General features: G+C 59.1%; 20 protein-coding genes. 17 read left to right on the top strand and 3 right to left on the bottom strand.

The features are described 5' to 3' along the window. Positions 1-14: 14 nt before the first annotated feature. The 8 genes from EL255_RS14040 to EL255_RS14005 all read left to right on the top strand — a co-directional run bounded on the left by EL255_RS14040 (position 15) and on the right by EL255_RS14005 (position 13123). On the top strand, positions 15-1412 hold the full coding sequence (locus EL255_RS14040; protein WP_269746812.1) for a mannose-1-phosphate guanylyltransferase/mannose-6-phosphate isomerase: 1398 nt from the start codon (positions 15-17) through the stop codon (positions 1410-1412). 108 nt (positions 1413-1520) lie between these two features. Further along, positions 1521-2951: a phosphomannomutase gene (locus EL255_RS14035; protein ID WP_042654923.1), complete on the top strand. Its 1431-nt coding sequence runs from the start codon at positions 1521-1523 to the stop codon at positions 2949-2951. Between the two features lie 51 nt (positions 2952-3002). Further along, on the top strand, positions 3003-4475 hold the full coding sequence (gene wbaP, locus EL255_RS14030) for an undecaprenyl-phosphate galactose phosphotransferase WbaP (RefSeq protein WP_084228425.1): 1473 nt from the start codon (positions 3003-3005) through the stop codon (positions 4473-4475). A gap of 115 nt (positions 4476-4590) precedes the next feature. Continuing rightward, on the top strand, positions 4591-5661 hold the full coding sequence (locus EL255_RS14025) for an LPS O-antigen chain length determinant protein WzzB (RefSeq protein WP_048823243.1): 1071 nt from the start codon (positions 4591-4593) through the stop codon (positions 5659-5661). A gap of 124 nt (positions 5662-5785) precedes the next feature. Then, positions 5786-7477, top strand: coding sequence for a PglL family O-oligosaccharyltransferase (locus tag EL255_RS14020; RefSeq protein ID WP_170176011.1), 1692 nt, complete (start codon positions 5786-5788; stop codon positions 7475-7477). Positions 7478-7656: 179 nt separating this feature from the next. Further along, a complete protein-coding gene (locus EL255_RS14015; protein ID WP_042654945.1) occupies positions 7657-8109 on the top strand; it encodes a glycine zipper 2TM domain-containing protein in 453 nt (150 codons plus the stop codon). Positions 8110-8405: 296 nt separating this feature from the next. Beyond that, on the top strand, positions 8406-9059 hold the full coding sequence (locus EL255_RS14010; RefSeq protein ID WP_042654921.1) for a YceH family protein: 654 nt from the start codon (positions 8406-8408) through the stop codon (positions 9057-9059). A gap of 221 nt (positions 9060-9280) precedes the next feature. Beyond that, positions 9281-13123, top strand: a complete 3843-nt coding sequence (locus EL255_RS14005; protein WP_042654920.1) for a DEAD/DEAH box helicase — start codon at positions 9281-9283, stop codon at positions 13121-13123. A 131-nt stretch (positions 13124-13254) separates the two neighbouring features. On the opposite strand, the gene EL255_RS14000 is transcribed toward EL255_RS14005, so the two are convergent. Next, entirely contained in the window at positions 13255-14148 is an 894-nt protein-coding gene (locus EL255_RS14000) for a DNA replication terminus site-binding protein (protein WP_042654919.1), read from the bottom strand. A gap of 523 nt (positions 14149-14671) precedes the next feature. Between EL255_RS14000 and EL255_RS13995 the strand changes: the two genes are divergently transcribed. The 7 genes from EL255_RS13995 (at position 14672) to EL255_RS13965 (ending at position 20441) form a co-directional block, all read left to right on the top strand. Then, on the top strand, positions 14672-14881 hold the full coding sequence (locus EL255_RS13995; protein ID WP_042654918.1) for a DUF1127 domain-containing protein: 210 nt from the start codon (positions 14672-14674) through the stop codon (positions 14879-14881). 285 nt (positions 14882-15166) lie between these two features. Then, on the top strand, positions 15167-16192 hold the full coding sequence (astE, locus tag EL255_RS13990) for a succinylglutamate desuccinylase (protein ID WP_042654917.1): 1026 nt from the start codon (positions 15167-15169) through the stop codon (positions 16190-16192). Positions 16193-16453: 261 nt separating this feature from the next. Continuing rightward, positions 16454-17551, top strand: a complete 1098-nt coding sequence (gene pdhA / locus EL255_RS13985) for a pyruvate dehydrogenase (acetyl-transferring) E1 component subunit alpha (protein ID WP_042654916.1) — start codon at positions 16454-16456, stop codon at positions 17549-17551. Then, positions 17544-18527, top strand: a complete 984-nt coding sequence (locus tag EL255_RS13980; RefSeq protein ID WP_042654915.1) for an alpha-ketoacid dehydrogenase subunit beta — start codon at positions 17544-17546, stop codon at positions 18525-18527. Before pdhA ends, EL255_RS13980 begins: the two co-directional genes overlap by 8 nt. Continuing rightward, positions 18524-19624: a dihydrolipoamide acetyltransferase family protein gene (locus EL255_RS13975; RefSeq protein ID WP_042654914.1), complete on the top strand. Its 1101-nt coding sequence runs from the start codon at positions 18524-18526 to the stop codon at positions 19622-19624. The genes EL255_RS13980 and EL255_RS13975 overlap by 4 nt, the downstream gene beginning before the upstream one ends. A gap of 206 nt (positions 19625-19830) precedes the next feature. Beyond that, positions 19831-20040: a cold-shock protein gene (locus tag EL255_RS13970; protein ID WP_005331438.1), complete on the top strand. Its 210-nt coding sequence runs from the start codon at positions 19831-19833 to the stop codon at positions 20038-20040. A gap of 95 nt (positions 20041-20135) precedes the next feature. Next, positions 20136-20441: a hypothetical protein gene (locus EL255_RS13965; RefSeq protein ID WP_042654944.1), complete on the top strand. Its 306-nt coding sequence runs from the start codon at positions 20136-20138 to the stop codon at positions 20439-20441. On the opposite strand, the gene EL255_RS13960 is transcribed toward EL255_RS13965, so the two are convergent. Then, entirely contained in the window at positions 20428-20676 is a 249-nt protein-coding gene (locus tag EL255_RS13960) for a TIGR02647 family protein (protein WP_042654913.1), read from the bottom strand. The genes EL255_RS13965 and EL255_RS13960 overlap by 14 nt on opposite strands. A gap of 244 nt (positions 20677-20920) precedes the next feature. On the opposite strand from EL255_RS13960, the gene EL255_RS13955 reads away from it, so the two are divergent. Together EL255_RS13955 and EL255_RS13950 are read left to right on the top strand one after the other, a co-directional pair. Continuing rightward, positions 20921-21478: a hypothetical protein gene (locus EL255_RS13955; RefSeq protein WP_042654912.1), complete on the top strand. Its 558-nt coding sequence runs from the start codon at positions 20921-20923 to the stop codon at positions 21476-21478. Positions 21479-21569: 91 nt separating this feature from the next. Then, positions 21570-21962 carry a DUF2750 domain-containing protein gene (locus EL255_RS13950; protein WP_042654911.1) on the top strand — a complete coding sequence of 131 codons (393 nt, stop codon included), beginning with the start codon at positions 21570-21572 and terminating at the stop codon, positions 21960-21962. 69 nt (positions 21963-22031) lie between these two features. Here the strand turns inward: EL255_RS13950 and EL255_RS13945 are convergent, their stop codons facing one another. Continuing rightward, positions 22032-23882: an extracellular solute-binding protein gene (locus tag EL255_RS13945; protein WP_042654910.1), complete on the bottom strand. Its 1851-nt coding sequence runs from the start codon at positions 23880-23882 to the stop codon at positions 22032-22034. Positions 23883-23884: the final 2 nt, after the last annotated feature.

Raw genomic sequence — 23884 nt, 5'->3', positions numbered from 1 at the left:
ATAAGGGACAAATATTGGTTATTCTGCCTGTTATTATGGCTGGCGGCTCTGGCAGCCGCTTATGGCCACTTTCTCGTGAACATTATCCCAAGCAATTTCTCGCACTCGATGGTGATGTCACCCTGTTGCAGGCGACGGTCAACCGTTTAAATAAGCTTGCCTGTGCTCAACCATTGGTGATCTGTAACGAAGAACACCGTTTTCTGGTAGCTGAGCAGCTTCGTCATCTGAATAAGCTGGCCCATAACATCATTTTGGAACCAGCCGGGCGCAATACGGCGCCCGCTATCGCACTGGCTGCACTGACGGCGCTGCAAAGGGCCAGCGAAATTGAGGATCCCTTGCTGCTGGTACTGGCTGCCGATCACGTCATTCGTGATGATGCTGCGTTCACCGCATCCGTGCAGCAGGCTATTCCCCATGCCGAGGCTGGCAAGCTGGTGACCTTCGGCATTGTGCCGACCCATGCCGAGACGGGTTATGGCTATATCCGCCGTGGTGCCGAGCAGAGCGGAGCCTTTGCAGTAGCGCAGTTTGTTGAAAAGCCTGATGTGGCGACCGCCAAAGAGTATCTGGCCAGCGGGGAATATTACTGGAACAGCGGCATGTTCCTGTTCCGTGCCAGCCGCTTTCTGGCAGAACTGAAGGCATTTTGTCCGGATATCCATGCTGCCTGCGTGCAGGCAGTCGGGACCATCAACCCTGATCTGGATTTTGTTCGCGTTGATAAGTCTGCATTTTTAGCCTGCCCGAGTGATTCCATCGACTATGCAGTGATGGAGAAGACGGCGGATGCGATGGTGGTGCCGATGGATGCCGGTTGGTCTGACGTCGGTTCCTGGTCATCGTTGTGGGAGATCTCCGATAAAGATAAAGCTGGTAACGTATTTCGTGGTGATGTGATGCAACACGCCAGCCAGAACAACTATGTGTTTGCCGAGAGCAGCCTGGTGAGCCTGGTTGGGGTCGAGGATCTCGTCGTGGTACAAACCAAGGATGCCGTACTGGTCGTTAACCAGAACAAGGTACAAGACGTCAAGAAGATCGTCGATGGACTCAAAGCCGCTGGGCGCAGTGAACATAAAGTTCATCGTGAAATTTATCGCCCTTGGGGACGCCAGGATGCCATTGATAAAGGGGAGCGTTACGAGGTCAAGCGCATCACGGTCAAACCGGGTGAGAAGTTATCTCTACAGATGCACCATCACCGTGCGGAACACTGGGTGGTTGTGTCCGGAACAGCCAAGGTGACAAATGGTAGTGATGTGTTCTTTATTACCGAGAATGAGTCCACCTTTATCCCCATCGGTGTCATACATGGTTTAGAAAACTCTGGCAGGCTCCCGCTTGAACTCATCGAGGTTCGTTCTGGCTCTTATTTAGGTGAAGATGATATCGTTCGTATTGAGTGATCGTCTGCCTGCCTCCTTTTTTTATTTTACCTTGGTTACCTAAGGCTGCCAGTGTGCTCTAATTGAGCTCTCTCGCTGTTCTTGTTTCGTTAGTAGGAAATTCCCATCATGACAGTTCTCAATAGCTCATCTCTGATATCCAGTGGCGGCGTTGCTTTTGGTACCAGCGGTGCCCGTGGGCTGGTTACCGATTTCACACCTGAAATCTGTGCGGCATTCACTCATGCCTTTGTTGCTGTGATGCGACGTGAGTTTGAAGTGACGCACATGGCTATTGCGATAGACAACCGGCCAAGCAGTTATGAGATGGCGCAAGCTTGCGCTGTTGCGCTTATGCAAGTGGGGATTGAGCCGGTTTATTATGGTGTAATACCCACCCCTGCTTTGGCATATCAAGCAATGCAAGACAATATGTCCTGTATCATGGTGACGGGCAGTCATATTCCTTTTGATCGCAATGGTCTCAAGTTCTATCGCCCCGATGGCGAGATCACAAAGGATGATGAACTGGCGATCCTTTCAGCCAATGTCGATTTTTCATCGTGTTTTAAATTGTCCCCGTTGGTGGTCAGCACCCGTGCTGCGGAGTCCTATTGTGAACGTTACCGTTCGCTGTTCTCCCCTGACTTATTGATTGGCAAGCGGATCGGTATTTATGAGCATTCCAGTGCTGGCCGGGATCTTTATGCACCGCTCTTTGAGTCACTGGGCGCTGAGGTAATTCGGATCGGTCGCAGCGATGAATTTGTCCCCATCGACACGGAGGCGGTCAGCGAAGAGGACAAAAATCGAGCTCGTCTTTGGTCCAGAGAGTATCGTCTGGATGCCATTTTTTCGACCGATGGCGATGGGGATCGCCCTTTGTTGGCTGATGAAAGAGGGGAGTGGTTACGTGGGGATATTCTGGGCTTGCTCTGTGCAGATGCCTTGTCGATAGAGGCACTGGCTGTTCCAATCAGTTGCAATACGTCAGTCGTGCATTGCGGACGCTTCAAAACTGTTTCATTGACCAAAATCGGGTCGCCTTATGTGATTGAGCAGTTTGTCCAATTGAGACAGGGATATGAGCGGGTTGCTGGTTTTGAGGCTAATGGTGGTTTCTTGCTTGGCAGTAATATAGAGGTGTCAGGCCGCCTTTTGAGCGCATTGCCGACTCGTGATGCCGTGTTGCCAGCCCTGATGGTCATCAAGTCGGGATATAAACAGGGAATATCACACTTAAGTGAAGGTCTCCCTCAGCGATTCACTCATTCTGATCGCCTGACTAATTTCCCGGCAACACTCAGTAAAAATATTATGGAGCAGGGAAGAATATCCCCTCAATCTTTGTTAAATGAACTGGCTCTGACTCATCACCAAGTAGAGTCAATAGATCTCACCGATGGTTTGAGATTGTATCTGGATGATAAGACAATTATCCACCTTCGTCCCTCTGGAAATGCCCCAGAACTACGTTGTTATGCCGAAGCAGATAATTTTAATGTGGCTTATCAAATCGTTGTCAATGTGCTGAGCGTGATACAAAAGAAAAACATTTGATACATCATGGTTTGTGTCATTGTCGTTATTATTAATAATCGGGTAGAATATATGGAATTCAAGAATTTTAGCCATTTACAGGATGAGGTTAAAACTCTATCAAGTCGATACTCGGCAAATATCAACCGCTTGGCTATCATGAGCAGCGACTTTGTTGCTATGGCAGCTGCGTTTGTACTTTCATGGTGGTTTGAAAGCTTACGAACCGGTTTGTCATTGTCGCAGGTAATGCGAACAGGTTCTGATTTAGATCGTGTCTGGAGCTTTTTGGTCATCGCTATTGCGCTTATTTTGTGTTCATGGGTCTATCTGCGTCATTATACTTACCGCAAACCGTTTTGGAGTGAGTTAAAAGAAATTCTGCTTATGCTAATCTGTTTTGCTATTGCTGATTTAGCCGTGGTGGCTATTTCAAAATGGAACTTTTCTCGCTATCAATGGTTCTCTTTCTGGTCGCTTAGTATCTTACTGCTGCCCTTATTCCGTTGGGGTGTTAAATGTCAATTGATCAAGTTTGGATGTTGGGGGATGCCAAGCTTGATCATTGGGTGCGATAATAATGCCAAAGAGGCTTTTTTAGCGATTAACAGTGAGAAAATGCTTGGGTTTGAAGTGATAGCATTTGTTGCACCTGGTCAGCATTGTACGAGTTCTCCAATGTCTTCCATACCCTTGTTTATGGGAGATGCAGATGATTTGGTTAATCAATACAGAAGCTGCAAATTCTTTATTGCGCTTGAATATGAGCAGAGTGACCTTGGCGATAAATGGCTGAGATATTTATGCTCTCACGGTGTGAGAAACATATCAGTCATTCCGGCGATGCGTGGTGTGCCTTTGTATGGAACTGATATGTCGCACTTCTTTAGCCATGAATTGATGATGTTACGAGTTAAAAATAACTTGGCGCGACTATCTTCTCGAATTATAAAGAGAGGCTTTGATATTCTGACTTCGATATCCTTGCTTGTATTGTTGTCGCCCTTTTTTGTATATATTGGGTTTAAAGTATCTAGGGATGGTGCCTCTCCTTTCTATGGGCATGAACGTGTTGGTCAGTTTGGCAATAAATTTAAATGCCTCAAGTTCCGTTCCATGATTATCAATTCCAAAGAAGTGCTTGCTCAGTTGTTGGCGACAGACCCTGAGGCTAGAGCTGAGTGGGAAAAGGATTTTAAATTAAGAAATGATCCACGAATCACTCCTATTGGGCATTTTCTTCGGAAAACCAGTCTCGATGAATTACCACAGCTCATTAATGTATTACGTGGTGAGATGAGCCTTGTCGGCCCCCGACCTGTTGTCGAAGAAGAACTTGAACGCTATGGTGATGATAAAACCTATTATCTGATGGCAAAGCCGGGTATGACCGGACTCTGGCAGGTAAGTGGCCGTAATGATGTTGATTATGCGACTCGTGTTTATTTTGATAGCTGGTATGTTAAGAACTGGGGATTGTGGAATGACATCGCGATTCTTTTCAAGACAATAAATGTAGTCTTGAAACGTGATGGAGCGTATTAATTTAAAAGTTTTGGATTTAACTCTATATGTTGATTTACTCAATACTAAATGGTGAAACCATACTATTTAGTATGTTTTATTTCCTCTCCAAACTGACTAGGAAACCAGCGTCGTTATGACCAATAAAGAGATAACCCCCAAACCTGATGCTCATCTACCACAGGGTTGGCAAGTCGCTTCCGGCGAAATTGATCTGCGTGAGCTGGCACTTGTGCTGTGGCGCCAGAAACTGTTGATCCTGCTGGTCACGGCGCTGTTTGCTGCTGTGGGGGTAGGCTATGCCTTGTTTGCCCCCCAGCAGTGGTCCGCCAAGGCGGTGATCGCGGAGCCCAAGCCGGAAGAGCTGTTGCCGATGCAGAAGGTGGAGGCTCAGGCTACCGCATTGGGACTCAAAGAGTTTCCTACGGGTGAAAAGCTTTACAAAGACTTTGTTCAGGAGTTCAACTCTTTTGAGAACCGCCGGGATTACCTTAAGGGCAGCCCGCTGTTTGCCGAGCAGATAAAAGATAAGGGACTGGACGACAAGTCTCAGCGGCGCTGGTTGCGCGACTGGAGCAAGCTGGTTACGGCCCAACCCGTTGACAAGAAAGGTGAGGATCCGGGGATTGAGCTCACTCTTGCCGCACCCACCGCGGATGCCTCTTTGACACTGCTGGAAGGGTATATCGATTACGTCATCAAACGACAGCAGCAACAGTTGATCCAGCGTTTGAATGAGAAACGCACCCTGCAACTGGAAGAGGTAGCAACCCGCTATGCCGTGATGCAAGAAGATGCCAAACGCATGTTGCAGCAGGATATCTCCGAGACCAGACTGGCTAATAGCGTGGCCAAGGCTGCAGGGGCTACCGCACCTTTGGAAAACTACACCAACCAGGAGCGTTTTCCCATCTCACTGGGCTCGAAGGGGCTGGAAGCAAAACTGAGCTTGTTAAAATCCATCGAACTTGAGTATTACCAACCCGAGTTGCAGGCGCTGCAGGCACAGATGGCGCGCCTCAAGCGTATTTCTTTGGAAGGAATAAGCTTCCGTCCCTTCTCCTATCTGGATGCACCCGACGAGCCGATGAGCCGCGATAAGCCCAAGCGTCCCCTGATCGTGGTGCTGGCCACTTTGCTTGGCGGTATGCTGGGAGTTGGTATTGTCTTGGTTCGGCATGCCTTTCGCAGGCCAGAACAGGCATAATCGTTGCTATGTGAATCAAAGGGGGCTGAGCCCCCTTTTTGCTTCTTGGGATACTGGTGATGGTGCTATGAATCTGAGTGCGTGGGGGTCAGGGAAAATGAAGGTAACCATAAAGGCCTTTGGGATGGTCAGTGTGCTCTATTGGCTGCTGGGCATGCATTTTTTCATGCACAACCCGGGGGGCGCCGGGCTCTATCTGCCATTCAATGCCTGGGGCTGGATCTTTGCCAGTCTGGTCATCGGTATGGGACTGTGGCAGGTCACGCTGCAGCAGAAGCTGGTCTTCTCGTCCTTGCAGGCCGGGCTATGGCTAAGTGGATTGCTGCTACTGCTGCCCATGGCATACCCGAGTTTTGAGCTCAAGGATTACGCCATTCCCCGTCTGCTGGGGCTGTTCACCGGCTTGCTGTTTCTGTTCTGCCTCTACCAGTGGCAACTGGCTCGCGAGGCGCGTGACCGGCTGCTCTATCTGCTGCTGGGGGCGGTGGTTATTGAGGCACTGCTTGGGCTGGTGCAGTACTACCTGCTGACGCCAGGCAACTGGCTCGGTTATGACACCCAGACCAACCGCCCTTACGGCATCTTTCAGCAACCCAATGTGATGGCCAGCTTCATGGCGACCGGGTTATCCCTCGCCATCTGGCTTGAGCTGCGGGGGCAGGCCCGTGGCTGGCTGCGGGGACTGCGTTATGGCGTGATCCTGGCCGCCAGCCTGCTGTTGGTGGTGCTGCAGTCGCGGGTGGGGCAGCTGGGTGGCTTGCTGGCACTGCTCCTGCTTGCACCGCAACTTTATCGTCAGCGGCTATTGGCGCATGTTCTGGGTCTGGTTGGATTAGGGGTTGTGCTAGGGCTGGCTTCTCAATACGGGATAGTGGGATTGAAACGCGGTGTCGAGATTTATCAATCCGGAGGTTATCGGCCCATTTATTGGGTTTATTGCGCCAAACTGATCGCCGAGGCGCCCTGGACCGGTTGGGGTTACGGCAGTTTCGAGCCCGTCTTCCTGCAGCACTACATGGCCGACAAGGCGCAGAATCCCGCCATGGTGCAGATCGAATACAACCTGGATCACCCCCACAACGAGTTTCTCTACTGGGCGGTGGAAGGTGGGCTTGCCTCCATGCTCGGCATGCTGCTGATGGCCGGCACCCTGCTGTGGCGATTGACCAAGGCCGGCTGGTCGCAGGGCCTGGCGCTGCTGGCGCTGATCACGCCCATCCTGCTGCATACCCAGACCGAGTATCCCCTCTATCATGCCATCGCCCTGTGGTGGGCCCTGTTGCTGCTCATCTATGTGCTGGATGCGGAAGTGGAGGAGGGGGCGCAGGCCTTTGGCCACGCCAACTGGCGGGAATATGTCTATCGCCCCTGGCTGTTGCTGCGCTTCCTGGCCATCGGTATTCCACTGGTCGTGGTGCCCTTCATGCTCACGGCCATTCATACCGCCTGGGTGGTGACCAAGTATGAGCGTGGTGGCTACAAGCAGCCGACCCTGTTGCTGGACATCATCAACCCCATGGCCTGGCTGACCCGGGTGGAGTTCGACGTGAATGCGGTGCGCCTGATGGTCGGCCTGCAGGCTCACAATAAGGCGGAGCTGGAGGCGTATCTCGACTGGGGGCAGGAGTTCGTGCACCACACCCCCAGAGCCAACATCTACGCCAACATGGTGCTAGCCCTCGATGCGCTGGGGCGGCAGGAGGAGGCGAAGCGCCTGCGTACCCAGGCACTGATGCTCTATCCGGGTGAGCCCTTGCTCACCGGCTCGGCGGCCAAGTCGGTCGCGGCGACCCTGGAGCGCAAGCCGTCAAGTTGATGTTGTGCCAAGGATTTATTCTGGTTCTATGACAAGGAAGAGGCTGCCGCCATTTTTGTTTCGGGCAAGCTCACAGTCAGGATCGGCGGTGTAGTCTCTTGAAAAAATGGCAGCAATTAGCAGCCATCCGCAAGCCAGGTGCCCAACGCCGGGGCGCCTTTGTCATCGGAGTCGACATCGTGAAGAAAATAGCATCTATCGCCGCCAGCCTGCTCATCCTGATCAGTTCACCCGGCATGGCCGGCACCAGTAGCCAGGTGGAATACGGGACAGTGCAGGAGAGCCGCATCATCACCCAGGCGAATACCGCCACTCATCAGGGCGCCCGACCGCTGCGCACCATAGGCGCCGCCGCCCTGGGGGCTGCCGTCGGCAGTCAATTCGGCGGTGGCTCGGGCCAGACCGTCGCCACCACAGTGGGAGCGGTTGCGGGGGCCGAGGCCTCACGCCGTCGCCAGAGTGAACAGGGCACCACCCAGGGCAAGCAGACGGTCGAGCTGCAGATCAAGACTCAGGCAGGGAAACTGCTCAACGTCGTGCAGGAGAACGATCCCAATCTCATCTTCAACAAGGGCGACAAGGTGCGCATCCTGACCACGGGGACGGATACCCAGGTCGACAAGTCGGTCTAAGGGGGCTTTGCTCGGTCATGGCATCCAGGCCGTGTCCCATGGCGAGCATAAACCGGGGAGAGGAGGGCTCGGCTGCCGGGCTATGGCACCATCCGGGTTCAGTACGGTTGATGTGCGACTCTGAGTGAACCGATACCAGGCCCCGAAAGAGGCTGGCTGTTCACCGGGTGCTGCCTTCTGGGTTGTGCGATGTTTCATCAAGGTTTTCACCGGCTCGCAAAAACAGGTTTCTCTGCTGGACGAGGAGGACGCCTTGGTTAAGATGAGGCCCTTAACGTTTGGCAAGGGAGGTTGAAATGGAGTTAGTACTAGGCCCACTCGAGGCGCGCGTGATCGGCTGCCTGATAGAGAAAGAGATCTGCACGCCGGATCAATACCCCCTCTCTCTCAACGCGCTGGTCAATGCCTGCAACCAGAAGAGCAACCGCGAACCCGTGCTGGAGCTCTCCGAGCTGGATATCCGCGCCGTGGTGGATGAACTGATCCGCCGTCGGCTGGTGGTCAACACCGCCGGCTTCAACGCGCGGGTGCCCCGTTATCAACACCGCTTCTGCAATACCGAATTCGGCGAGCTGAAATTCTCGGCGCAGGCGCTCGGCATCCTCTGCGAGCTGCTGTTGCGTGGCCCGCAGACCCCGGGCGAGCTGCGCTCGCGCACCAACCGCCTGTGCAGCTTCGATGATGTGACCCAGGTGGATGCCGTGCTGGCCGAGCTCAGCGAGCAGGGACCCTATGTGGTCAAGCTGCCGCGCGAGCCGGGCAAACGGGAATCCCGTTACGCCCACCTGTTCAGCGGCGAGATCGATCTGCAAGCGCTGGCCGAGGCCGCCCCCGCCAGTCACTCTGCCTCTCCCGCCGCCGATCGACTGAGCGTGCTGGAAGAGGAAGTAGACAGCCTCAAGGCCCAGTTACAGGCCCTGGAGGCACGGCTGGCCCAGCTGGAAGGCTGAATCATCCCGTCATTGCAAAGAGGCGCTCAGGCGCCTTTTTTTATGGCGCTTTGGTGGGGTATTTCCGCTCTTCTTCACCGCGTCATGGCGGCGATCTCTGCCCGCACTATCCCCTCGTTTTATGCGCCCTGCGCTTTTTTTTGTACTAATTCGCGGTTAAGGGTCGAGCCGCCGCCGCTTTCCCGTTAAAATTCCGCCTTTGCACCTGCCCGCGAGTTCTGATGTCAGCCTTCACCCTCTCTTCGGATTGCCATGCCCTGCTCAGCGAGCTGCAACTGCAGCGCGCCGCCAGTACCCGCTATTTGCAGGAGATGCTGCACGCCCAGCACTCGCCCGGGCTGGCGCTGGCTGACCGGCTGAACCAGCTGCAGCAGCAAGGGCTGGTGCGGCTGCGCGGGGAGCAGCAGTGGAGCCTGACGGCGGAAGGTACCCTGGCCCTGATCCTGGCGGTACGGGCGGGGGAATGCCCCATGCCGGACTGGACCCGGGTCCCCTCGGTCACCGGCCAGGAGCTGGCGCAGGCCCTGGTGCGTGAACTCTGCCTGGGGGAGGCGGGTCAGATCCCGGCCTATTACCAGAGCGCGGAGCTCTTGAGCCTGCTGGACTTGCCCGATGCTCACCGCCTGCTGCCGGGCTCAAGCCCCGAGTGGCAAGGGCTGCTGCTCGAGCATTTCGCCCTGCAGACCCTGCTCGACGCCGAGCCCGAGGACGGTTGGCCGCTGGCGCGCGTCACGGCGGCCTGTGCCCCTGCGCTGGCGGGCCGGGTCGAGACGCTGGCCGCGGAGTGGAGCTGGCTCTGTGGCGCGCCGGACGGCGAGGTAACCACTTACTGGCCGGCTCTGCAGCAGCTGGCCGAGCGGGGGGGAGATCAACCCCTGGCCGAGCGGCTGCTCAGCGCGCTGGGGCAGTGGCAGGCGCCGGCGGCGCAAGAGCCCTGGCCCCGGCTGTTCAGCGCCCTGCTCTGGCTGGGCTGGCTGCAACAGGCCGATCCCGTGCTCGCCAGCGAGCAGCGCAAGAAGTGGCAGCGCAGTCTGGGCAATCATTTCCCGCTGCTGAGCGATCTGCTGGGCCAGTGGGCCGGTGATCGCCACGGCCAGTCGGTCGGTCTGTTCGATACCCTGCAACTGCCGCTGGAGGAGCTCCATTGGGGCTATCTCTGGCTCGATCTCTGCGCCCTGGCGCGGCACGGTGAGCAGAGCCCCCAGGTGGCCATACTGCACAAGTGGGATCTCTCCCATGTGCTGGAGGCGAGCCCGCGTCACCGCCTGATGGCCTTCTGTCAGGATCTGCTGCGACTCTTGCTGGGCATGGGGGCGCAGCACGCCCCGTTGCAGCGGCTGCGCGCCGCCGCTGAGGTGGACGCGGCCGATGAGCAGGATGACGAAGACAAGACGCCCGCCTCGGCCAGCTGGCTCAACTGGCTGCAGGGGCTGGGGCGCTCCAGCGGCGTGCGCAAGGCGCAAGAGCGGCTGGTATGGCTGCTCCATGCGGATGGCCCCGAGCTGGAGTGCAAGATCCAGAAGCAGAGCACCAAGGGGGAGTGGACCGCCGGTCGCCGGGTCGATCCGGCTCTGCTCTCCACCCAGTACGCCGCCATGCTCGACGAGGCGGACTGGGCGCTGGTGCGCACCCTGCCGCGGGTGATGAGCAAGCTGCCGCGGGAGGCTTGGGCGCCGCTCGCCGAGCACCCCCGCCTGTTCAACGCCAAGGGGCAGAAGCTGCAACTGGCCATCAGTGCCCCCTTGCTGCAGATAGTGGCCACCGAGCAGGGCATGAGCGCCGTGCTGAGCCCGCTTGCCGCGGCGCGCGGGGCGCACATAGTGCCCCTGGCCCAGGACCTGTGGCAGCTCATCCTGACTCCGCAAGCCCTGCTGGACAGACTGCCCGCGCTCGAATCCATTCCCCTGTTGCCCGAGGCCGGGCTGGCGGAGCTGCAACGCACCCTGGACGCCATCCCCGAGCTGCCATGGCACAGCCAGGTGGCGGGGCTGCAGGGCAATGCCGAACTCGCCCCCTGGCCCGGGGTGCCCTCGGTCCAGCTGGATTGGCAGGATGGCCAGCTGGTGGTCCAGCTGGTGACCCGGCAGGGGGAGTTGCCACCGTTGCCGCTCGGCAAGGGGGAGGCCATAGTGCGGCAGGGGGTCAGGGATTATCACTACTGGCAGCGGGATCTCGCCGCCGAGAAGGGCGAGGCCCAGCTGCTGCGCAACCAGCTGCCCATCGGGCTGCCAGGCAACGAATGGAAGCTGGAGGGTGAGCAGGCGCTGACCCTGGTCAACTCGCTGCCCGAGCTGGTGGAGGCCGGAGTGGTCATTCACTGGCACCAGGACAGCGCTCGCCTCAAGAGCCTCGACGAGGCGGCCCTCAGCCTGCGCATCGAGCGGCGCCAGGACTGGTTCCAGATTGAAGGTGCCCTGGCGCTGGACGAGCACCAGATCCTCGACCTTCGCCTCATCCTGCGCCAGCTGACCCCGGGTCAGCGCACCGTCCAGCTCGACGAGAAGACCAGCCTGATGCTGAGCGACAAGCTGGTGGAGCGACTCACCATGCTGGGTGCCATGCTGGACGCCGATCAGCGCATCAACAACAAGCTGGCCTATCCGCTGGCCCGCCTGCTGTCGGCGGTGACCACCGCAGGGGATGATGCCTGGCAGTCGTTGCAGCAGGAGTGGCAGCAGGAGGTAGACTGTGCCCCCGAGCTGTTGACGGCACTGCGGGACTATCAGAAGGACGGGGTGCGCTGGATGGCGACCCTGGCCCATCACGGCTTCGGCGCCTGTCTGGCCGATGACATGGGGCTTGGCAAGACGCTGCAGGCGCTGGTCGTGCTGCGCATGCGCCAGCATCTGGGCCCGGCGCTGGTGGTGGTGCCCAAGTCAGTGGTCACCAACTGGCAGGAGGAGGTGGCTCGCTTCGCCCCCGAGCTGGAGGTGGTGGTGTTCGAGCAGCCCTCCGAGCGGGAAGGGCTGATCCGCGATGCCAGGGCCGGCCAGATCATCCTGGTCAACTACGGCATGCTCGGCAGCCTGGCGCAGGCACTCAAGTCCCGCCGCTGGGCGAGCATGGTGCTGGACGAGGCCCAGCAGATCAAGAATGCCGGCACCCAGCGCGCCAAGCTGCTGTTCCAGCTCGAGGGGGATTTTCGTCTGGCCCTCTCCGGCACCCCCATCGAGAACCATCTGGGGGAACTGTGGAGTCTGTTCACCTTCATCAACCCGGGTCTGCTCGGTAGCCTCGGCGAGTTCAAGCGTCGCTTCGGCAAGGCGGTGAAGGATCCCCAGCACATGGCGTTGCTGCGGGCGGTGATCAGCCCCTTCATCCTGCGCCGCCTCAAGCAGCAGGTGCTGACCGAGCTGCCGGACAAAACCGAGATCATCCATCACATCAGCCTCTCCCCCGAGGAGCGCCAGCTCTACGAGGCGACCCGGCGCGAGGTGGTGCAGCAGGTGCAGAGCGCCGATGGCCGCGCCCTGATGCATGTGCTGAGCGGCCTGACTCGGTTGCGCCGGCTCTGCTGCTCCCCCAAGCTGGTGATGCCGGAGTGGAGTCAGACCAGCAGCAAGCTGGACGAGGCCATGGGGCTGCTCGAGGAGGCCATCGACGGCGGTCATCGGGTGCTGGTGTTCAGCCAGTTCGTCGATCTGCTGAGCCTGCTGCGGGCCCGCATCGAGCAGAAGCAGTGGGACTACTGCTATCTGGACGGCGGCTGCTCCGCCAAGTCCCGCCAGGAGTCCATCCTGCGGTTCCGTCACGAACCTGTCCCGCTGTTCCTCATCAGCCTCAAGGCCGGTGGCACCGGTCTGAACCTGACCCAGGCCGATACCGTGTTGCACCTGGATCCCTGGTGGAACCCGGCGGTGGAGGATCAGGCGAGCGATCGGGCCCACCGGATGGGGCAGACCCAGCCGGTGACCGTGTATCGGCTGGTGTGCGAGCAGACGGTGGAGGAGAAAATAGTGGCGCTGCACGACGAGAAGCGGGCACTGGCCGATGGCTTGCTCAGCGGTCAGTCCGAGGTCCGTGGCCTGGATGTGGAGAGCCTGCGCGCCCTGCTGATGAGCTGATGACGGCGGTGGTTGCCTGTGTGCGAGAGGGGGATGGTCCGGTGACCATCCCCCTCGTCTTTTTTCAGTGCTTCAGGGCGCTCATTTCCAGCGTCAGGGCATCTCTGCAATATGTCTGGCTGAGGGAGCGGCTAGCCCTGATAGCGATAGAGGTGCAGTCGCTCTATGATGGCCTCGCCGCCTATCTTGCGATCCCGCCGCGCCTGGCGCAGCTTGGGCGGGTAGTGGCCGAGGTGGGTGACGCTGGGCGGGGTGTCCGAGCAGAGCAGCAGCGGCAGGCTCGCCTTGAGCTGCTGCTTGCGCGGCTCCCTGTCCTGCCAGAGCAGGTTGATCATGGGATGGGTCTTGACCGGCCGCCGGATCCGCAGCTCGGCGTCGGCGGGCAGACGGCGAATGTCATACACCTCCTGATCCACCATCTTGCTCCACTCCTCGTTGTTGGAGAGCGCCGGGATATAGCGGCGGCTGCGCTCCAGCATCTCGAGCACCTGATCGCGGCTGAGGCGACTGATACTCTGCTTGTCGGCCCAGGTAAAGCCCAGCGAATGCAGCTCCCCCTCCAGCAGGGTCAGCTTGCGGTAGACCTGCAGGGTGATGACCCCGGGCAACGCCTGGTGCACCAACTCGAACTTCTCATCCCGCCCTCCCGCCTGCTGCACCAGGGCCTTGAAGGCGAGCTTGTGGGCGTTGATCTCATCGAGCAGCGGGCGCAGCAGGCTGGCGCTGGCGGCGGGGAAGCGTAGCCAGCCGGGCAGCCGGTGGGTCGCCTTGGTTGAGCAGCCGGGGCGGGCGCTGTGATCCTGATAGGCGGCGATCGCGGCGGCCAGCGCCGCGTCGCCCCCCAGATAACCGACCTCTATTTGGGCGATGGGATCGTGCTCCTCTCCCTGCGGCACGGCGGGGAGGGGATAGACATGGCCCTCTTGCAGCGGGAGTCGACTCAACTGCTGAGCCAGGCGGGCCAGCGCCGCTTCGAGGGCCTCCATCTGTTGACGCAAGGCGGCGGTCGGGGTAAAGGTGTCCATCGGCTTATCCTGTGATCGCATCCGATCCGGCGCTCGCAATGAGGCCGACGGGATACATGGCTAAACTACTGTATAAATAACCATACCAGCATGCCGAAAGCGCGCCAAGTGTCTCCTGTTATGAGGATTCGGTGCGGCCTGAAAATGGTAGCCATTTGAGAGTGTATATTTTGTATCTGTCTGTTAAATAAGGATCAATAAAAGATCTCTTGATTAACAACTGGATGTGAATGCCCCGTGACAGCGTCCTCCCCAAAATACCTGGGCTGCATAGCTACTGCTGGAAACTGCATAGTTAGAAGTAGCGCATGCAGGAGAATATGCTGCCCGGTCGTGCAGGGAAATGAGACCACAATTTAATCATTTAGAATCAATCGGTTATGTCTTGGTGATTGGCCATATCAGCCATTAGTTTTACTCATGTGTTGTATCAAAATTCGTCAATTGAGCCACTCCCTCCGCCTGACTAAGCTTTGCGCATCAAATCCGAGCCTTGCGCAGAACTAGAGAGAGGAGCCATATCATGGCCAACATGACGTATACCGAAGCCGGTTATCAGCATTCCAGCCAATCGAATCTGGCTGCTCGCGTGAAAACGACCGTAGTGACCTGGCTGGAACGCAGCCGCAGCCGTCGCCAGCTCTCCGAGCTGCCCGCCTATCTGCTCAAGGACATCGGCCTGAACGAAGCCGACCGCTATCAAGAGACCACCAAGCCGTTCTGGCGTGGTTGATCAGCCGGGCATGGATGCCTCGTTTTTCTGCTGATCCCGTATTCCGTCTTCCCCGGCATCCCGCTTGCCGATGTGGCGCTTTGCCACTCCAGCCCCATGACGCGTTTTTCCCCTTGAAGCCTCAGTCCTGAAATCTCCCTCATCTGTTCCCCGTGCAATTCGACTTGTCACCAGCTATCGCCATCTTTGTATCCTTACTGTTTGAATTTGTTTAAAAATCGATTTTAAGCCTGCCCGCCTTGGGTATAATCCGGCCATAGCATTCCAGACAAGAGGGTGAGACGGATGATTCCCCAGCATGACTTTTTGGCCCTGACCCGCCGCCACGAATGGCAGCTTGATCCCTTTGCCTTCGATCTGCCGGATGGCTCCCGGGTGAGCGTGTGGGACACCGGCGTGCTCTGCCTGGAGCCCGCCAATGGGGCGGGGGGACGCAAGGACATAGTGCTCTCCTGCGGCATCCACGGTAACGAGACTGCCCCCATCGAGATCTGCAACCAGCTGCTGACCCGGCTGCTCAGCGGGGAACTCAGGGCTCGCCACCGGGTGCTGTTCCTGTTTGGCAACCCGGCGGCCATGAACCTGGGGCTGCGGGAGGTGGAGGAGAACATGAACCGGCTCTTCTCCGGCGCGCATTCTGGCACAGGCGGCAAGGGGGAGGGGTTGTGCAACAGGGAGCGGATCCGCGCCATGCGCCTCGAGCAGTATGTGAGCCGCTTCTTCGCCGATCCCGCCAGGCCCCGCTATCACTACGATCTGCACACCGCCATCCGCGGCTCGCGTCACGAGAAGTTTGCAGTCTATCCCTTCCCCCACGAGCGGCCGCACTGCAAGGAGCAGGTGCAGTTCCTCGGCGCCTGCGGGGTGCGTACCATACTGCTTTCCAGCGGCCCGACCACCACCTTCAGCTATTACAGCTCGCACCAGCATGGTGCCCATGCCTTCACGGTGGAGCTCGGCAAGGTGCGTCCCTTTGGCGAGAACGACATGACTCGCTTCATCGAGGCGCGTCAGGCGTTGCAGGAGCTGGTGACCCAAGAAGAAGTGGTGCTCGAGCCCTGGCGGGCGGATGACTTCACCATCTTTGCCATCGATCGGGTGATCAACAAGCGCTCGGCGCAGTTTCGTTTCCTGTTCGCCAGCGATGTGGACAATTTCACCGAGTTTCCCCAGGGATTTGTGCTGGCAGAAGACGGCGATCTGCAATACAGGGTAGAGAAACCGCGGGAGGCGGTGGTGTTCCCCAATGCCAGCGTGGCCATCGGTCAGCGCACCATGCTGCTGGTGGTGCCGACCCGCCTGTGGGAGTGATCTGAGCCTACCTCTGCACGCCGAACCTGCGCCCCTGGCGGCTATCGGATTATGGCAGTGATCCCGAACTCAGCATGACAGGGAGCCCGAAAGGGCTCCCTTCTTCGTTTCCGCTCGCCGAAAATCTTATCTTCTTTCTGAAATTAAAGAAGTTTCTACTGGTCTTACCTGGTTAAATCCCATTGCCCTTTGCTTAACATGTTGTTTACATTTCAGGTGTCACCTCATGGTGGTGACGTTGACAACGGCAAGGAGCCAGTTATGACCCATGTCGACATCCCTTTCCTTCGCTACCTCGATGAGGAAGGGCGCCCGGTCGAGACACTACCGACCTGGCTGGACAAGGCGACCCTGCACACCTTCTACCGCAACATGGTGATGGTGCGCAGCTATGACAAGAAAGCGATTGCACTGCAGCGAACCGGCAAGCTCGGCACCTTTCCCTCCCACCTGGGGGCAGAGGCGGTCGGGATTGGGGTCGGTCTCGCCATGCAGCCTCAGGATGTCTATGTGCCCTACTACCGGGACATGCCCACCCTCTATGTGCGGGGCGTGCCCATGGAGCAGAACCTGCAGTATTGGGGTGGGGATGAACGGGGCAGCGTCTTCTACAAGGCCGATGGCGAGCTGTCGGAAGACTTGCCCATCTGCGTTCCCATCGCCACCCAGATCACCCACGCCGCCGGCATCGCGGCTGCCTTCAAGCTGCGCAACCAGCCCCGCGTCGCCGTGGTCACCATAGGCGACGGCGGCACCTCCAAGGGAGACTTCCTGGAGGGGCTCAACTGCGCCGGCGTCTGGCATCTGCCGATGGTGATGGTCATCAACAACAACCAGTGGGCCATCTCGGTGCCGCGCAAGTTGCAGTCGAGCGCCCCCACTCTGGCCCAGAAAGGGATAGGGGCCGGGGTGCGCAGCATTCAGGTCGACGGCAACGACGTGGTGGCCGTCTATGAGGCGACCCGCGCCGCCGTCGAGCGGGCGCGTGCCGGCAAGGGGCCGACCCTGATCGAGGCCATCAGCTACCGGCTCGGGGATCACACCACCGCCGATGATGCGACCCGCTACCGCGATGCCGCCGAGGTGGAAGCCGCCTGGGCCAAGGAGCCGGTCAAGCGGCTGCGCCAGTTCATGGCCGCGCAGGGCTGGTGGGACGAGCATCAGGAGCAGGCGCTGCTGACGGAGGCCAGCCGGGAGGTCGAGCGAGCCGTCGCCGCTTACGAGAGCACGATACGGCAGGTGCCGGAAACCGTGCTCGATTACCAGTTTGCCGAGCTGCCCAAGGATTATCGGGCGCAGCGCCAACGCATCATCGCCAAGGGCATGCAGCTGCACGGCGGGGAGACACACCATGAGTGACATCACACTGCTCGAAGCCATCAATCTGGCGTTGCACCATGAGATGGCGCGCGACCCCGACGTGGTGGTGCTGGGTGAGGATGTGGGGGTCAACGGCGGGGTGTTTCGCGCCACTGTGGGCCTGCGCGACAAGTTCGGTTTCAAGCGGGTGATCGACACCCCGCTGGCGGAGGGGCTGATCGCCGGGGTGGCGGTCGGCATGGCGACCCAGGGGCTCAAGCCGGTGGCCGAGTTCCAGTTCCAGGGGTTCATCTTCCCCGGCATGGAGCAGATCATCTGCCAGGCGGCACGGATGCGCAATCGCACCCGTGGCCGACTCTCTTGCCCCATCGTCTACCGCTCGCCCTATGGCGCCGGTATCCACTCGCCTGAGCACCACAGCGAGAGCGTCGAGGCGCTGTTCGCCCATATTCCGGGCCTGCGGGTGGTCATCCCCTCCAGCCCGAGACGGGCATATGGCTTGCTGCTCTCGGCCATCCGCGACCCGGATCCGGTGATGTTCTTCGAGCCGGATCGCATCTATCGCTCCATGAAGTCGGACGTGGTGGATGACGGCGTCGGCCTGCCGCTGGATGTCTGCTTCACCCTGAGGCCCGGACGGGATCTCACCATAGTCGCCTGGGGCGCCTGCATCCAGGAGGTGATGCGGGCCGCCGCGCTGCTGGCGGAGCAGGACATCCAGTGTGAGGTGCTGGATCTCGCCACCATCAAGCCGCTGGACATGGAGAGCATTTTGGCCTCGGTGCGCAAGACTGGCCGCCTGCTGGTGGTGCACGAGGCGTGCGGCAGTTTCGGAGTCGGTGCCGAAATAGTGGCGCGGGTCACCGAGGAGGCGCTCACCAGCCTCAAGGCGCCGCCCAAACGGCTCACCGGGGTGGATGCCGCCGTGCCCTACTATCGCAACGAAGAGTATTACCTCATCACCGAGCAGGATATTGCGGATGCGGCTCACCAGCTGATGGAGAAATGGTCATGAAATTTTTCAAATTACCGGATCTGGGCGAAGGATTGGCCGAGGCCGAGATCGTCGAATGGAAGGTGAGTGCCGGCGATACCGTGAGTGTCGATCAGGTGCTGCTGTCGGTGGAGACCGCCAAGGCGCTGGTGGATGTGCCCTCGCCGGTGGCGGGGGTGATCGCCCGACTCTGCGGCCAGGAGGGGGACATACTCCATATCGGCGCGCCGCTGGTGGAGTTTGAAGGGGGCGAAGACGATGGCACCGTGGTGGGCAAGGTCAGCGCCCATCAGCAACACATCGAGGATCACTTCGTGGTGGGGACAATGGCGCCCGGAGGCTCCCTGGTGCAGGCCATGCCGGCGGTGCGCCTGCTGGCGCAGAAGCTGGGGCTGGACATCGACAGGCTCAAGGGCAGCGGCCATGCCGGCATGGTGACCGAGCAGGATGTGCAGACCGCCTTCGAAGCGCTGCAGAGCAGCGGCAACGAGTTCCTCAAGGGTTCGCGCCGGGCCATGGCCAAGGCGATGGAGCTCTCCCACCAGACGGTGGTGCCGGTCAGCATCACCGACGAGGTGGACTTGCGCCACTGGCGGGCCGATGAGGACGTCACAGTGCGCCTCATCAAGGCCATCGGTGTGGCCTGTCGCGCCGAGCCCTCCATGAATGCCTGGTTTGACGGGGATACCCTGTCGAGACGGCTGTTCAGGGAGGTCAACGTGGCCATCGCGGTTGACTCCAAACACGGGCTCTATGTGCCGGTGATGGAGAACGTGGCCGAGCGGGAGAGGGCGGATATCCGCCAGGGGCTGGACCGGATGATCGCCGACGTGAAGGCGCGAGCCGTGCCGCGGGAGATGTTGCAAGGGGCGACCATTACCCTCACCAACTTCGGCGCCATCGCGGGTCGCTACGCCAGTCCCATAGTCACGCCGCCACAGGTGGCCATCATAGGGGCGGGCAAGTTGTTTGAAAAAGTGGTCTTCATCCATGGGGAGGCGCGGCCGGTCCGGGCACTGCCACTGTCGATGACTTTCGACCACCGCGCCTGCACCGGCGGCGAGGCGGCGCGCTTCCTCAAAGCTCTGGTTCAGGCACTGGAAGCAGCGGATGCGTAAGCGATTGCACCCTGCCCCTGGCAGGGTGCAAATTTGGTTGCGTAATCAACAAAGGCACGTATAATCTAAACCAGCTTGAAAGGGCATTAGTTATGTCAATGAGTATGATGTTTTGCATCTTTCCCTGTTGTTCATAAGTTAATCCCATTTTTGAGCTTTACCCGCTGAAAAGCATTAAGTAATTATTTTGAATACAGGTTAAAGATATGTCTAACATGATCACCGGTACCGTTAAGTTTTTCAACGAAACCAAAGGTTTTGGCTTCATCCAGCAAGAAAACGGCCCGGACGTTTTCGTTCACTTCAGCGCTATCAGCGGTAACGGCTTCCGTACCCTGGCTGAAGGTCAGCGCGTACAGTTCTCCGTGACCCAAGGTCAGAAAGGCCCGCAGGCTGAGAACGTAACTGCTCTGTAATTCTTACAGAATTTAAGAAAGCCGTGGTACCTCTGGTGCCACGGCTTTTTGTTTTATGGCATATTCATACACCACATCTGCTTCTGATGATCATCATGCTCTCATCACTCTTGTTCGCCGTGACGCTGTCCACTCTTGCCAAGTCCCCCGTGCCGGATCCTGTGGCAAGCGAGGCCGTGACCGTGTGCCAGCAATTCGTGCAGGTACGTCTGGGCAAGGCTGAACTGCCCGAGGAGATCAGGGCGCTGCCTGTGCCGAAACGGGCGGGGGAGTGGTTGATCGACGGCAAGATAAAAGGACCCGAAGGTCCTTTGCTGTTTGCTTGTCTGCTGCAGCAGGGGGAGCATTGGAAGTTGCTCAACTTCTCGCTCTGGGCGCCGCAGGAGATCAACTCGGTTTGAGTGCCACCAGCAGGTGTTGGAGGTGCTCGAGCATGGTCATGCCGAAAGGAGTCAGATAGCCGCCATCGGTTGCGCTGATCAGGCCTTGCTGATGCAGACGCTCCGCCGCCAGGCACAGCTCGTCAGACATGTCGCTGCGTAACTTGATCCCCAGACTCATGTTGGCCGGATCAAAGCATGCCAGTATTTTCAGCTCATTCACAAAATCGTCAGAAACCTGGTCGATCCCACTCATGGATGCACTCCTTACGCTAAAGATGTATGCAAACTAGCATTCCCGGTTTTACTTTAGTGGGCGCTGGCTCAAACTATTGGGCTTTGTCCGGACCGGTGCGGTGCGAATGCTGCTTTTTTGGCCGCAAGCCCGCGTCTGGCAGGCGTGATGGCTCAGGCCTCGGGTCGCCAAACATGGTAGGATAGTCCCACTTTTGTCTTTCTGGCCAGGTTGAACACCGGTCTTCCAGCTCAAGGCGTCTCTCATGATCACAGTCACTCTGGTCTCTCTGCTGCACTCCCTAGGTCCCCGCTTTCCGGTCTATGCCTCCTCCTTGCTGCTCCCCCTGCTCGATGAGCATCAGGGCGATCTCTGGCTGCCGGCCATCAAGGGGGGGGACATGACAGCCCTGCGTCAGCATGCCAAAGCCAAGAGTGCTCAGCTGCTGGCGCCGCTGGCGGCGGGGTGGTGTGACTTCGCGGCCGGCGAGGCGGGCGATACCCCCGAGCTCGATGGGCTGGCGAGTTACGATGAAGAGATGCTGGACAACCTGCTGATGTACTGGCACAGCCCGGGCAAGATAAACAGCCCGATCACCGATAACCTGTTCGAGCTGCGCCGTGGGGTGGTGGATGAAGCCCATGGCACCAAACTGGCGGCCGCCTGGGAGCAGCAGCAGCAGGCTCGTTTCGAGCAGATCATGCAGGGCGTGCAGGCCGGCCGCTCCCAGCTCTGCTTCGTGGAGGTGGAGTCTGCCTACTGGCTGCGCCAGCGTTTCACCGAAACCCCGGAGATCACCCTGATCACCCCGGCCCTGGGTTGAGCCATCCAGCCGGTCGACCGCATGCTCATGCTGGACAAGCCGTCGGCAAGATGTGAACATGTCGCCCTTTATTGAATGAGAGACTTGACCGATGAGCTATGAACTTAGCGACACCGAGCGCAATGCAGCGCTGCAACTGAACGCCGACTACCGCTTCGATCACTTCATCAGCAAGCTGGTCGAGCACGAAGAGCTGTATGTCCTGACCGACGAACACGGCGTCATGATGCTGACCACCGAAGATGAAGACTGCATCCCGGTCTGGCCGCACCCGGAATACGCCAAGGCGTGGGCCGAAGGCGAGTGGGCCGACTGCAAGCCGCAATCCATCACCCTCAAGGTGTGGCTGGAGCGCTGGGTCGATGGCATGGAGCAGGACGAACTCTGCGTCGCCGTGTTCCCGACCCCGGATCAGGAAGGCATAGTGCTGGAGCCGGCCGACGTGGCCGACGCCATCGCCCAGAAACAGGCCAAGCGCGGCTAAGCCTCGTCGCTGGTGCTGTCACCATGAAAAGACCCCGCCTGTGCGGGGTCTTTTTGTTTGCAGCTGCGCTCAAGGCTGCCGATAGCGGGTGTCGATCAGGGTGACGGGGGGGAAGCGCTGCCCGCTCTTGATGGCGGCCAGCGTCTCTGCCTTCAGCTTCTCGTCAAGCCAGAACAGGCCGCCGAAGCTGTAACCCGAGTTGGCCCCATCGAGCGGCCAGTAGAGCACATCGCTCTGGGGCGTCGCTGGGATCTTGGGCAGGCGCACCCAGCGCCAGGCGCCGGCCCGGGTGTAGGGCACCTGATAGGCGGGTACGAAGCTTGCCAGTTCAAAGAGCCGCTGCTGGATCTGGCGCGACAGCTCGGCCTTCCTGGCGAAGTCGAACGCCTTGTCATACTGCTCCACCAGGGCCGAGATGGCGTCGTCGTCGATGTTCATGATGTTGTTGGTCTGCGGCTTGTTGGCATTGATCTTGTGGAAGAACTCCCAATAGGCGGGGTAGCGGCTGCCGCTCCAGGCCATCCAGGCGCTCTGGTGTTTCTTCTCCAGCATGGACTTGAAGCCGGCGGAGGCATCCATCAGGTTCAGCTCCAGATTGAGACCCGCCTTCTTCGCCTCCTCCCGCAGCAGGGTCAGGCGCTGGGCATGCTCCGCCGTGGTGTAGGTGATGCTGAGGCTCAGCGGCTGCCCCTTGGCGTTTTGCAGGATGCCATCCGGCCCCGTGCTGGTGAAGCCCGCCTTGGCGAAGTACTCCCGGGCGAGCTTGGGATCGAAGGGGCGTGCCTTGAGATCTGTGTTGGTGAAGGCACCCTGGCCCGAGCCATAGCTGTTGAGGCGCTGATAGTCACCGCGCAGCAGGGTCGCGATCATCTTGTCGATGGCCAGCGCATGCTGGATGCCGAGCCGCACATCGAGATCCTTGAGCAGCGGATCGGCGGTGTTGAGGTAGAGCCCGGTGGGTGATTGCGGCGTTCGGGTATAGAACCAGAGCCTCTCGATGTAACCCTTCTCGAATTCGGCGGTCTTGCTCTTGTCGTGCCACCAGCTGGGGATGGTCAGCGGGAAGCTGTCCAGCTCGCCGCGCAGGAAGTGCTGCCAGGCGATGTTCTGATCCCGCAGCACCTTGATCTCTATCCTGTCCGGGTTGAAGCGGTGCTGGAAGTAACGCTCGTCGCTGCCCCACCAATCCTTGACCCGCACGAAGCTGACGGACTTGCCCTTCTTCACCTGGTCGATCCGATAGGCGCCAGTGACCGGCAGCACCTTCCAGTTGTACTCCTTGACCCAGTTGGCGGTGAGCGCGATGGCGTGGCTCGGCTCGGGGGCGAAGGGGAGCGAGTCGAGCAGATCCTCGCGGCTCTTCTCACTGCCGCTGGTGATGGAGAAGGTCTTGTCGTCGAACTTGGTGACCTCCACTATCTGGGTCGAGTAGTAGTTGTTGTACCAGGGATCGTTGATCTCCTTGCTGCGCATCATCTTGAGGGTGAACAGCCAGTCGTCGGCGCTGACCGGCTGGCCGTCTGACCAGCGAGCCTTGGGGTTGATCCTGAAGTAGAGCGTCTTGTGATCGGCACCGAAAGCCCACTGGTTGGCCAGCATGGGCATGGGCTTGCCGGTGAGTGGATGGGTGGCGAGCAGGGGCAGGGTGGTCTCCCTGATGTAACCGGCGAAGCCACCGTTGGAATCCGGCCCGAATTTACGCAAGGTGAGCGGGAAGCTGATCATGAAGTCGTGGAAGGTGCCACCACGCCGGGCGGCCGGATCGGCGTAGACAGGGTCGGTGTCGTTGCTCTCCCACGCGAGATCCGCCGGCAGGCTGGCACTCCAGCCGGCGGCGCTCCAGCAGAGGGTGAGGGCCATCGCCGTGGTGCGGAGCACGCGCGATAAGGGGTGGCTAGCCGATGATGAATTGTGCAGCATGT

Source organism: Aeromonas encheleia, from assembly GCF_900637545.1.
In the GTDB taxonomy this organism is placed as follows: domain Bacteria; phylum Pseudomonadota; class Gammaproteobacteria; order Enterobacterales; family Aeromonadaceae; genus Aeromonas; species Aeromonas encheleia.
Note: the sequence above shows the minus strand (reverse complement) of the source record. Positions and strands in the feature narration are given on the sequence as shown.